An 11,089-nucleotide genomic window follows, 5' to 3' on the forward strand; every position below is an offset into this window, starting at 1 on the left:
GCCCCACGTAACCTTCCCTTCGTGGGACACCTGGAAGCCGAGTTCACGAGCGAGCCCTTCCACGGGGAAGGCGCGCCACCGGAGCACGCCGTCCAGGCGCGTGCCGCGGCCGAGGAGGCGGGCCTGAGCACGGACTTCGGCCCGCTCGGCACATCGGTCCGTGGCGAGGAGGACGCACTGCTCGACGCCCTGCCCGCCATCGCGCGCGCGGCTCTCGACGGTGGTGCCACCCGCCTCACCCTGCGGCTGCAACAACCCGGTGCCGCCGTCGAACCGGACGGCTCCGAGACCGGCAGCGTGCTGGACAGCATGGTGCGCCTGGTGGAGGCCGAACTCGGGACACGACTGTCCGATCTGGACAGATCGGGGAAACAGCGTGCGGTACGGCTGCTCGACGAGCGGGGCGCATTCCAGCTGCGCCGGTCCGTGGCCGCGGTCGCCGAACTACTCGGCGTCACCCGCTTCACGGTGTACAACTACCTCAACCGGGACTGACCGCCACTTACCGGGAAGGGTCCGGCCCCGGTACGCGGCGCGCACCTCCCGTTCGTCCGGCAGTCGCGGTGCTACCGCCCCCGGCCCTCGCACGCGCGCAGGCACACCCCGCTGCGCCGTCCGCCTGTGCACTCCGCCTGTGCACTGATTTCAACAAGCTACACCGCCCGCCTGCGCACTGATTTCAACAAACGCCTGTGCACTGATTTCAACAAAATGTTGACGTACGGGTAGGCCTCGCTTAGTTTTCCACGGATGAGCCACCTTCGGCTGGCCGACTTCAACACGGCCGATCCGGACCACATCCGCCCACTGCTGACCGACTGCCTCGACGTCGACCGGTGGACCGAACACGTGCTGGCGGGCCGCCCGTATGCCGACGTCGGCGCGCTGCTGGCCCATGCCCCGATCACGCTCGAACCGGCAGAGATCCACACCGCGATGACGGCCCATCCGCGGATCGGTGAGAAACCGACCGCGGGGACGGCACGCACCGAACAGTCCGGTGTGGACGATGAGCACGCCGAACGGTTCCGCACGGCCAATGCCGAGTACGAGGAGCGCTTCGGCCACGTGTTCCTGGTGTGCGCAGGCGGCCGCAGCGGCGCCGAACTGCTCGAGAACCTCCGCGGCCGCCTCGGCAACGACCCCGACACCGAACTGCGCGTCGCGGGCGAAGAACTGGTCAAGATCGCGCTGCTGCGCCTGGAGAAAGCGGTGACCGCATGAGTCACGTGACCACCCACGTCCTCGACACCGCACGAGGCCGCCCCGCCGCGGGTGTCCCCGTGCGTCTGGACGCACGCGACGGCGACTGGTCGACCGTCGCGACCGCCGCGACCGACGACGACGGGCGCGCGCGGGACCTCGGCCCGGACGCCCTGCCCGCGGGGGTGTACCGGCTCGTGTTCGACACCGAGTCCTACCTCGGCGAGGACTGCTTCCTGCCGGAGGTGACCGTCACCTTCCGCATCATCGATCCGACGGCGCATCACCACGTTCCGGTGCTGTTGAGCCCGTTCGCCTACTCCACCTACCGAGGGAGCTGATTCCGCGTGGGCATCACACTGGGACCCAACCAGTACGGCAAGGCCGAGGTCCGGCTCGTCACCGTCGACCGCCAGGGACCGGTGCATCATCTGAAGGACCTGACGGTGTCGACGGCCTTGCGCGGCACCCTGGAGCGGACCCATCTGACCGGTGACAACGCCGACGTCGTGGCCACCGACACCCAGAAGAACACCGTCTTCGCGTTCGCCAAGGACGGCGGCGTCGGGGAGATCGAGGATTTCGCCCTGCGGCTGGCCGGGCATTTCACCGAGTCGTTCGAGCACATCACGGGGGCACGGCTGCTGGTCTCCGAGCACGACTGGAACCGCATCGACGTCGGCGGAACGCCGCACGATCACGCCTTCAGCCGCTCCGGCGGTGAGGAGCGCACCACGGCGGTGACGCTGCAGGACGGCAAGGCCTGGGTCGTGTCCGGGTTGACCGGCCTGACGGTGCTGAAATCCACCGGATCGGAGTTCCACGGGTTTCCCCGCGACGACTACACCACGCTCGCCGAAACCGACGACCGCATTCTGGCAACCGCACTCACGGCACGCTGGCGTTACGGCGCCACGGGCGGCATCGACTGGACCGCCTCGTTCGAGGAGATCCGCCGCATACTGCTCGAAACGTTCGCGACGAAACACAGCCTGTCGCTGCAGCAGACCCTGTACGCGATGGGAGAAGCCGTGCTCGAGGCACGGCCCGAGGTCGCCGAGATCCGGTTGTCCCTGCCGAACAAGCACCATTTCCTCGTGGACATGAGCCCGTTCGGCCTGACCAACGAGAACGAGGTGTTCTACGCCGCCGACCGCCCCTACGGTCTCATCGAGGGCACCGTGCTCCGGGATGACGAGCCTGCCGACGAAGCCGGCCTCGCCTGGTACTCGTTGCCCGAGTTCTGAGTCGTCGACCGGGCTCGACCGTGCCGCTTCCGGGCGCCGATGACCACCGGCGCCCGGAAGCCCGGTACCGCGGTCAGCGTCGCCACCGCCAGGCCACCGACCACTTTGGAGCGTTCCCGTGCACCCCGTCGACACGAAACCGCCGTTACCGCAACTGATCGCAGGAGGCCTGCAGCACGTCGCCGCCATGTACGCGGGCGTCGTCGCTCCACCACTGATCATCGGCGGCGCGGTGGGCCTCTCCCCCGGTCAGTTGAGCCTGCTGATCAGCGCGAGCCTGTTCACCGCAGGACTGGCGACCCTGCTGCAAACGCTCGGCGTGTGGCGGTTCGGGGCCCGCCTGCCGCTCGTGAACGGCGTGACGTTCGCGACCGTGGCACCCGTGCTGGCCATCGTCGAGCAGCACGGGCAGGAGGCCTCACTCGGCGTCGTCTACGGCGCGACGCTCGTCGCGGGAGCGCTGATCGTGCTGGCGGCGCCGTTCTTCTCCCGGCTGACCCGGTTCTTCCCGCCGATCGTCACCGGCACCGTCATCACCCTCATCGGGGTGTCACTGCTTCCCGTGGCGGTCGGCTGGATCGCGAACCAGACGGAGTCGGCGAACGGCACGAACCTGCTGCTGGCGGGCATCACGCTCGTGGCGGTACTCGCGTTCAACCGATTCCTGACGGGATTCTGGAGCCGGATCGCCCTGTTGCTGGGCCTGGTACTGGGCACGCTCGTGGCCTGGCCACTGGGCGAGGTCGACACGTCGACCCTGTCGGACTCCCCCGCCTTCGGCATCGTCACGCCGTTCCATTTCGGCGCTCCGGTGTTCGACATCGCGGCGATCATTTCGATGGCGATCGTGGCACTGGTGATCATGGCCGAGAGCACGGCGGACATGCTGGCCCTCGGCGAAGTCGTCGAGCGGCCCACGTCCGAGCGCACGTTGGCCGACGGGTTGCGTGCCGACGGGTTCGGCACCGCCGTAGCGACCGTGTTCGGCGGCTTCGCGTGCACCGCCTTCGCGCAGAACGTCGGGCTCGTCGCGCTGACGCGCATGGTGAGCCGGTACGTCGTCGCCGCGAGCGGGCTGATCCTCGTGCTGCTGGGCATGTTCCCGGTGACGGGCGGAATCGTGGCGCTGGTGCCGCAGCCGGTGCTCGGCGGCGCCGGGCTCGTGCTGTTCGGCAGCGTCGCGGTGTCGGGTCTGCGCACGCTGGCGAAGGCGTCGTTCGAGCGGCCCGCCAACGTCACGATCGTCGCCGCCGCTCTCGGCATCGGCCTCATTCCGATCGCCGCGCCCGAGTTCTACGCCGACTTCCCGTCGGCGCTGCGCACCGTGCTCGACTCCGGCATCAGCGCGGGCTGTCTCGCGGCCGTGGTGCTGAACCTCGTGTTCGGCGACCGCGCGCGACGGTCCACGGCGAAGGAAGAGACCGCCGGAGCGGATCCGGAATCCACGGGCACGGGCTCGACCGGCACGTCGACCGAGTCGTCCGGCAGCTGACGACTGCCCGCCCGCCCGACCTTCCGCCGGGCGGGCGGGACCGGGATCTCGGTGATGAACTCCCGCAACGTGCTCGCCAACAGCTCGGGCCGGTCTTCAGGGACGAGCGTGGCCGCCAGCAGTGCCTGACTGTCGGTGGCCGCACCTAGCCTGCCTGCATGAGGGTGGGAATCTACATTGATGGTTACAACCTGTACTACGGCGCACGTGGTCTGTGCGGCCGTTCCACGCCCGGTTGGCGTTGGCTCGACCTCCGGAGCTTGGCCCGCGGATTGATCGACAAGCGGTCGGGGTGGGATGACGCGACGGTCGAGAACATCACCTACTGCACCGCCCGCATCAGCGGCTCACCCCAGTCGTCGGGCCAACAGGAGCAGGACGTGTACCTTCGCGCGCTGAGACACTCCGATCCCACAATCCGGATCAGCTTCGGCAATTACGTCAGCCGTGTCGCCACGGCACCGTTGGCACGACGTGACCGCAAGGGCAGGCCTGTCGTCGTCACCTCTGACTGGCCTGTCACAGTCAGAAACGCGTCCGGCGACGACCAACCGGACTCGATGTTCATGGTCTCGGTCGCGCGACGCGAGGAGAAGGGGACCGACGTCAACGTCGCCTCCCACCTCCTCATCGACGTACTCACCGACGCCGTGGATGCCGCGGTGGTCATCAGCAACGACAGCGATCTGGCATATCCGCTCGGCGTCGCCCGAACGAAGGTTCCGGTTGGGCTCGTCAACCCCACCAAGAACTACCGTGCAGGCAAACTCGCGGGAGAGCCGGACGAAGGCGCGGGTGGGCACTGGTGGTACCGACTCGCCTGCGACGACCTCTACGACCATCAGCTTCCCGACACCGTCGCACCCAAGGTTCGCAAACCTGCCCCCTGGTGAGCCCGTGGTACAGTGGCTTCATACCACCCGGCGTCTCTGGCGCCGGGTCTTTTCTGTCCCGACCTACCGCCGGGCGGGCGGGACCGGGATCTCGGTGATGAACTCCCGCAACGTGCTCGCTAACCTCGCGGACGCAACACAGCCCCCGGAGAACGCAACACGGCTGTCACCGGCGCTGTCACCGGCACCGCAACGTTCCGGGCGCGGTCTCAGACGAGGTGGTCGGGGCGGACCGGAACGCTGGTTCCGACTCCGCCGGCCGGCGGCCGCGACGTCGCGACGTCGCGGCCGCCGGTTGTCGACGTCATCGCATCCTCCTGCTCGTGGCACTCAGTTCGGCGGCCACGGCGGCTTCGTCGGCGGTGTGCAGCCGTCCGTCGGCGACGACGGTCTCGCCGCCGACCAGCAGCAGCTTCACGTCGGGCGTAGTGCCCAGCACGAGCGCGGCGACCGGGTCGTCGATGCCGGCGTAGCGCAGCCCGCCGAGGTCCCACACGGCGAGGTCGGCGAGCTTGCCGGGTTCGAGCGAGCCGAGCTCGCCCTCGCGGCCGAGGCAGCGCGCGCCGCCCATCGTGCCCAGCCACAGCGCCTGCCGAGTGGTCAGCGCCTCGGGGCCGCCCCGCTGCCGGGCCTGCAGCAGCGCCTGGTGCAGTTCCTCGCCGAGCCCGCCGGATTCGTTGGACGCGGCCCCGTCGACGCCGAGGCCGACGGGTGCGCCCGCGTCGAGCAGCCCCCGAGCCGGCGCGATGCCCGTGCCGAGCCGGCCGTTGGAGGTCGGGCAGTGCGCGGACCCGGTTCCGGTGGCGCCCATGCGGCGGACGGCGTCGCCGGCGAGGTGCACGGTGTGGGCCAGCCACACGTCCTCGCCCAGCCAGCCGAGTTTCTCGGCGTACTCGGCCGGCGTGCATCCGAACTCGGCGAGGCACTGCCGCTCTTCGTCGCGCGTCTCGGCCAGGTGCGTGTGCAGGCGGACGTCCTTGTGCCGCGCGAGCTCCGCGGCGTCGGTCATGAGCCGCTCGGTGACGGTGAACGGGGAGCACGGGCCCACGGCGATGCGTACCCGCGCGTCGGGTGCGGGGTCGTGGTGGGCGTCGATGGCCGCCTCGGTGCCCGCGAGCGCGGCGTCGAGGTCTTCGACGAGGTGGTCCGGCGGCAACCCGCCGTGCGACTCACCGCGGTCCATCGATCCGCGCACGAGATGGCCGCGCACGCCGATGCGGTCGACCGCGGACACGAGCGCATCCATCTGGTCGCCGCCACTGCGGGGGAAGACGTAGTGGTGGTCGGCAACGGTGCTGCAGCCGGTGAGCGCGAGACGCGCCAGGCCCGCGGACGCGGCCGAGCGGGTGACCTCGGCGTCGAGGCGGCCCCACACCGGGTACAGCTCGACGAGCCACTGGAACAGTGTCGAATCGGCGGCGTATCCGCGCGTGGCCCACTGGTACAGGTGGTGGTGCGTGTTGACCAGCCCGGGGGTGACGAGGCAACCCGAGGCGTCGAGGCGCGTTCCGGTGTATTCGGCCGGGGCCGGGCCGTCGCCGACGGCCACGAGGACGTCGCCGTCGACCACGACGTGACCGTTGCGGTACTCGCTGCCCCGGGCGTCGACGGTCGCGATCGCCGCGTTCTCGATGATCATCATCGCGCGCTCACCGCCGACCGCACCGCATCGAGGATCTTCTCGTAACCGGTGCAGCGGCACAGGTTCCCCGCCAGCGCTTCACGGATCTCCTCGTCGCTCGGGTCGGGTTCACGGCGCAACAGGTCGTGCGCGGCGACAACGAGGCCCGGGGTGCAGAATCCGCATTGGACGGCACCGCAATCCACAAAGGACTGCTGAACCGGGTCGAGGGTGTCGCCGTCGGCGAGTCCTTCGACGGTGCGGACCCGCCTGCCGTCGGCCTGCCCCGCGGCGACGAGGCAGGCGCACGCGGGCACCTCGTCCAGGTACACGGTGCAGGAGCCGCATTCGCCCTGTTCGCAGGCATTCTTCGACCCCGGAAGGCCGAGCCGTTCCCGGAGCACGTACAGCAGGCTCTCGCCTGCCCACACGTCCTCGGCCCGGCGCTGTTCGCCGTTGACGGTCAGGTTCAGGCGCATGCTCGCACGCTCCTTCGGTAGTCGTCCCAGGCCCAGGTCAACGTCCGGCGTACGAGGACGCCGAGGGCGTGGGTGCGGCACTCGGCGGTGCCGCGGACGTCGTCGACCGGTTCCGTGCCCGCGGCGACGAGCTCACCGAATCGCCGCGTGAGCGAATCCGGCAGCGGCGCGTCGGTGGCCCGGGGCGGTTCGGAGACGAGGAACGCCTCGGCATCCGGTACCCGGCGCGGGGTGGGCGCTGCCGAGCCGATCGCAGCACCCGCGTAGCCCTCGCGCAAGACCAGTGCCAGCGAGCACACCGCGATCACCATGGCGTTGCGCGTACCGATCTTGCTGAACTGCTCGGCGGCACCGTCCGCGGCGGGCAGGTGGACCGCGGTGATCAGCTCGTCGGCCGCCACCGCGCTGCGTTTGACGCCGGTGTAGAACCCGGCAGCCGGGATCCGCCGCTCACCGCGGACCGAGGCGAGTTCGATCTCCGTCAGATCCAGTAATGCGTCGGGGCGACGCTGGTCGTAGTTGAGTTCGACCATCACATCGGTACCACCGGCGATGGGCACGGCACCGGGACGCTCGGCCTTCGCGGCGAGCGCCGCTCCCAGGGTGTCCGGTCGGACGAATTCCACGGCGTGTCTCCAGGTCTCGGGCTGTCCCTGTCAGTAGACAACCGGGAATCCCTCACGGCAACGGCGCGGAGGTACGAAAGCACCAGGCACACGAGCGGCAGTTTTTGTGTTTTCCTACAAATCTGATCACGCTGGTGAGATCTCTGCTCGACATCCCGAGCCTGCGACTGCGGTTGCACGCGGGTGAGGACCTGCTCGACCGCGAGGTCAGCCGGATCTACGTGACCGAGCTGCCCGAGCCGAGCCGCTACCTGTCCGAGGGCGAGTTCGTGCTGTCGGGCCTGCTGTGGTGGCGCGAACCGGGCGATGCCGGGCCGTTCGTGCGCGCTCGCCCGGGCGCGGTGCGCGGGACTGGCGGCCTCGGGCGCCGATACCGGCGGAATCCCCGACGACCTGGTCGGGGCGTGGCCGTACCGTGTGAAGCGATGGCACGTGACAGGAGTGACGAGCGAACGCTCACCGGGCTGGGCGCGAAACTGTCCCAGCTCGACGGTCAGAGCTACGGCAGGTACAAGAGCCTCCAGGGCGACTGGGACGCGGGCGGATACACCGTCGGCATCCGCAAGGCGCAGACGGATCCGTTCGCCCCGGCGAGCCGCATCGAGGTGCGGGTCTCGGCCGAGCACGCCGGGTTCCCGGAGGAACTGTGGCACACGCCGGTGCGCGCGCGGGCGCTCGCGGACCGGCTGCTGCGGGTGCTGGGCACCCAGCTGCGCGGGTCGCTGCTGCGCGCCGACGTCGGCGGGCAGCAGGTGCTGGACCGCAGCGCATTGCGCGTGTCCGGCGGCGCACTGACCGTCCGTTTGGGCATCGACCTGCCGGGACCGCGCCGCCGCATCGACGGCCGGGGCGCGCGGAAGGCGCTGTGCGAACAACTGCCCCGCGCGATCGAGTCGCTGCGCTACGACGCGCTCGACCCGGACGAGCTCGCCGCGTTCGTCGACTCCGTGGAGGACACCGACGCGCTGCGCAAGGCGCTGCCCGAGCGCGGGCTCGTGGCGTTCGTCGCCGACGGCGCGATGCTCGCGCGCCGCAGCGGCACCGACGACCGGCCGCTGGCCGACGGCGTTCCGTTCGAATCCCCCGAGTCGCTGCGCACGACGGTGGACCTGCCGAACCGGGGCACGGTCGGCGGCATGGGGATCGCCGAGGGCATCACGCTGATCGTCGGCGGCGGATTCCACGGCAAGTCGACGTTGCTGCGCGCGCTCGAACACGGCGTGTACGACCACGTTCCCGGCGACGGCAGGGAACTGGTGGTCAGCCGCTCGGCCACGGCGAAGATCCGCTCCGAGGACGGGCGCAGCGTGGAGCGCGTGGACGTCAGCGCGTTCGTCGGCGAACTTCCCACGGGCGCGGACACGCGGGACTTCTCGACGTCGAACGCGTCCGGGTCGACCTCGCAGGCCGCGACCACGATCGAGGCCCTCGAGGCGGGCGCCGAGGTGCTGCTCATCGACGAGGACACCGCGGCGACGAACCTGATGATCCGCGACGCTCGGATGCAGGAGCTCGTGGCCAAGGGCAACGAACCGCTGACGCCGTTCGTGGACCTCGTGCGGCCGCTCTACACCGAGCACGGCGTGTCGACGGTGCTGGTGATGGGCGGGTCCGGCGACTACCTCGACACCGCCGACCGCGTGATCATGATGGCGTCGTATCACGCCGAGGACGCGACGGAACGCGCACAGCAGCTGCGCAGCGGCACCGACCGGACGGTCGAGGCCAACGGCTTTCCCGCTGTGGCACACCGGGTGTGCGACCCGGCGTCACTGTCGCCCGAGCACAAGGGCAAGCGCAAGGTCAAACAGCGCGGCATCGACACCCTCACCTACGGCGACACCGACATCGATCTGCGCGCCGTGGAACAGATCGTCGACCCCGGCCAGGTGATGGGCATCGGCCTCGCACTGGCCCACGGCGCCGAAACGGGCCTGGTCGACGGCCGGCGCACCGTCGCCGAGTTCCTCGACCTACTCGAGGCGGATCTCGCCGACGGCGCCGACGCGATCCGCCACGGCTTCCTCGGCGACTACGTCGTGCCGCGCCGGTTCGAGGTCGCCGCCGCGCTGGCGCGGCTGCGCTCCCTGCGCGTGGCCCGGCTCCGCGACGGCTGACGCCCGGTGGCCGGTGGCCGACGGCTGATGGCTGATGGCTGACTGCGGCGGCTGACGGCGATGGGCGGCGGTACGCCGATCCCGAGCAGTCGGCGGCATCCCGCCGGTCCCGGCCGCGAATTCTGACGGGCCCGGACCGGCGGGGTAGCCTCGGCGAGGATGAACGGCACGCGGAAGCGGTCAGGCAACGTTGGGACGATCGCCGGGCCGCACGCTCGACTGCAACTCACCTGCGGCGTCGCCGTCGCCCTGATCGGCCTCTATCTGGCGATCGGTTCGGACAACCCGCTCTGGCTGTCCGTGGCGCAGATCGGCGCGGGCGCGACGATGGCCGTACCGGCCTGGCGATCCCGGCCCCGGCACAGCGGCACCGACCGCGGCGTCGCCACCGAACCCAGCGACGACGCCGAAGGGCGATGACCCGCTACGCGCGGCCCCGCCAGAAACCACGGCGACCACAACACCACGACAACCACAGCACCACGCACAGCACCGCGGCGAAGCTGGTGTCTACGCGAACGGTGCGAGCTCCACGCCCGCGTCGAGCAGTCCCGTCCGGACCCGTCGTGCGAGGTCGACCGCGCCGGCGGTGTCTCCGTGCAGGCACAGTGACCGTGGCCGTGCTTCGACCTCGGTGCCGTCGACTGCGGTGACCACGCCGTCGGTCGCCATGCGCACGCTGCGGGCGACGATCGCGTCGGCGTCGTGCACGACGGCTCCCGGTTCGCGGCGTGACACCAACCGGCCTTCCGGGGTGTAGGCGCGGTCGGCGAACGCCTCGGCGATCGTCGGCAGCCCGGCTTCCCCGGCATGCCGCAACAGTTCCGATCCGGGCAGCCCCAGGATCGGCAGGTTCGCGTCGTAGCGACGCACCGCCTCCACCACAGCTTCGGCCTGCGCCGTGTGATGGGCGACGGCGTTGTACAGCGCGCCGTGCGGTTTGACGTAGCGCACGCGCGTACCGGCGATGCGCGCGAAACCGTCGAGCGCACCGATCTGATAGATGACGTCGTTGCCGAGTTCGGCAGGGTCGACGTCGATGAATCGGCGGCCGAATCCTGCGAGGTCGCGGTAGCCGACCTGCGCGCCGATCGCGACCCCGCGTTCGGCCGCGCGCTCGGTGACCCGGCGCAGCACGGTCGGATCGCCCGCGTGGAATCCACATGCGACATTGGCGCTGGTCACGATGTCGAGCAGCGCGTCATCGTCGGTCAGCGGCCAGATCCCGAAACCTTCGCCGAGGTCACTGTTGAGGTCGAGCACCATGCCGTCAGGGTAGACGGGATCGCGGGACTGCCCGCCCGCCGAGGGCACCCCAACCCGACAACCGCCGCCAAACCCCCGGCAACCGCCAGTGCCATCCGGAGGTCGGCCCAGTCGACGAGGCGCCACAACCCCGACAACCGCAGCC

General features: G+C 70.3%; 12 protein-coding genes and 1 pseudogene. 9 read left to right on the forward strand and 4 right to left on the reverse strand.

Annotated features, from left to right (window positions below; genetic code table 11):
* Positions 1–21: 21 nt before the first annotated feature.
* The 6 genes from LY41_RS04345 to LY41_RS04370 all read left to right on the forward strand — a co-directional run bounded on the left by LY41_RS04345 (position 22) and on the right by LY41_RS04370 (position 4,835).
* Positions 22–495 (forward strand): helix-turn-helix domain-containing protein, encoded by a 474-nt coding sequence (locus LY41_RS04345; RefSeq protein WP_253862492.1) that lies wholly within the window; start codon positions 22–24, stop codon positions 493–495.
* Between the two features lie 255 nt (positions 496–750).
* Positions 751–1,224 (forward strand): 2-oxo-4-hydroxy-4-carboxy-5-ureidoimidazoline decarboxylase, encoded by a 474-nt coding sequence (locus LY41_RS04350; RefSeq protein ID WP_253862493.1) that lies wholly within the window; start codon positions 751–753, stop codon positions 1,222–1,224.
* Positions 1,221–1,544, forward strand: coding sequence for a hydroxyisourate hydrolase (gene uraH, locus LY41_RS04355; RefSeq protein WP_253862494.1), 324 nt, complete (start codon positions 1,221–1,223; stop codon positions 1,542–1,544). The genes LY41_RS04350 and uraH overlap by 4 nt, the downstream gene beginning before the upstream one ends.
* Positions 1,545–1,550: 6 nt before the next feature.
* Positions 1,551–2,450 (forward strand): factor-independent urate hydroxylase, encoded by a 900-nt coding sequence (gene pucL / locus LY41_RS04360; RefSeq protein WP_253862495.1) that lies wholly within the window; start codon positions 1,551–1,553, stop codon positions 2,448–2,450.
* A gap of 118 nt (positions 2,451–2,568) precedes the next feature.
* The gene (locus LY41_RS04365) at positions 2,569–3,942 is read left to right on the forward strand and encodes a nucleobase:cation symporter-2 family protein (RefSeq protein WP_253862496.1); all 1,374 of its coding nucleotides are present in this window, start codon (positions 2,569–2,571) and stop codon (positions 3,940–3,942) included.
* Positions 3,943–4,100: 158 nt separating this feature from the next.
* Positions 4,101–4,835 (forward strand): NYN domain-containing protein, encoded by a 735-nt coding sequence (locus LY41_RS04370; RefSeq protein ID WP_253862497.1) that lies wholly within the window; start codon positions 4,101–4,103, stop codon positions 4,833–4,835.
* A 304-nt stretch (positions 4,836–5,139) separates the two neighbouring features.
* On the opposite strand, the gene LY41_RS04375 is transcribed toward LY41_RS04370, so the two are convergent.
* From LY41_RS04375 to LY41_RS04385, 3 genes are read right to left on the reverse strand one after another with little or no spacing between them, the layout of a single operon-like run.
* Entirely contained in the window at positions 5,140–6,477 is a 1,338-nt protein-coding gene (locus LY41_RS04375) for an 8-oxoguanine deaminase (RefSeq protein ID WP_253862498.1), read from the reverse strand.
* Positions 6,474–6,935, reverse strand: a complete 462-nt coding sequence (locus tag LY41_RS04380; protein ID WP_253862499.1) for a (2Fe-2S)-binding protein — start codon at positions 6,933–6,935, stop codon at positions 6,474–6,476. Before LY41_RS04380 ends, LY41_RS04375 begins: the two co-directional genes overlap by 4 nt.
* Positions 6,926–7,561, reverse strand: a complete 636-nt coding sequence (locus tag LY41_RS04385; RefSeq protein ID WP_253862500.1) for an FAD binding domain-containing protein — start codon at positions 7,559–7,561, stop codon at positions 6,926–6,928. The genes LY41_RS04380 and LY41_RS04385 overlap by 10 nt, the downstream gene beginning before the upstream one ends.
* A 125-nt stretch (positions 7,562–7,686) precedes the next feature.
* Here LY41_RS04385 and LY41_RS23980 point away from each other — a divergent pair.
* The 3 genes and pseudogenes from LY41_RS23980 to LY41_RS04395 form a co-directional block, all read left to right on the forward strand.
* Positions 7,687–7,966: pseudogene (locus LY41_RS23980) on the forward strand (PucR family transcriptional regulator ligand-binding domain-containing protein); the annotation flags it as partial.
* A gap of 20 nt (positions 7,967–7,986) precedes the next feature.
* Complete coding sequence (locus LY41_RS04390) at positions 7,987–9,678, forward strand: ABC-ATPase domain-containing protein (RefSeq protein ID WP_344056396.1); 1,692 nt, start codon at positions 7,987–7,989, stop codon at positions 9,676–9,678.
* A 159-nt stretch (positions 9,679–9,837) separates the two neighbouring features.
* Positions 9,838–10,098 carry a hypothetical protein gene (locus tag LY41_RS04395; RefSeq protein ID WP_253862502.1) on the forward strand — a complete coding sequence of 87 codons (261 nt, stop codon included), beginning with the start codon at positions 9,838–9,840 and terminating at the stop codon, positions 10,096–10,098.
* 90 nt (positions 10,099–10,188) lie between these two features.
* Here the strand turns inward: LY41_RS04395 and LY41_RS04400 are convergent, their stop codons facing one another.
* Positions 10,189–10,944, reverse strand: coding sequence for a LamB/YcsF family protein (locus LY41_RS04400; protein ID WP_253862503.1), 756 nt, complete (start codon positions 10,942–10,944; stop codon positions 10,189–10,191).
* Between the last annotated feature and the right edge of the window lie 145 nt (positions 10,945–11,089).

It is taken from the genome of Prauserella halophila (genome assembly GCF_024171895.1).
Taxonomy (GTDB): Bacteria; Actinomycetota; Actinomycetes; order Mycobacteriales; family Pseudonocardiaceae; genus Prauserella; species Prauserella halophila.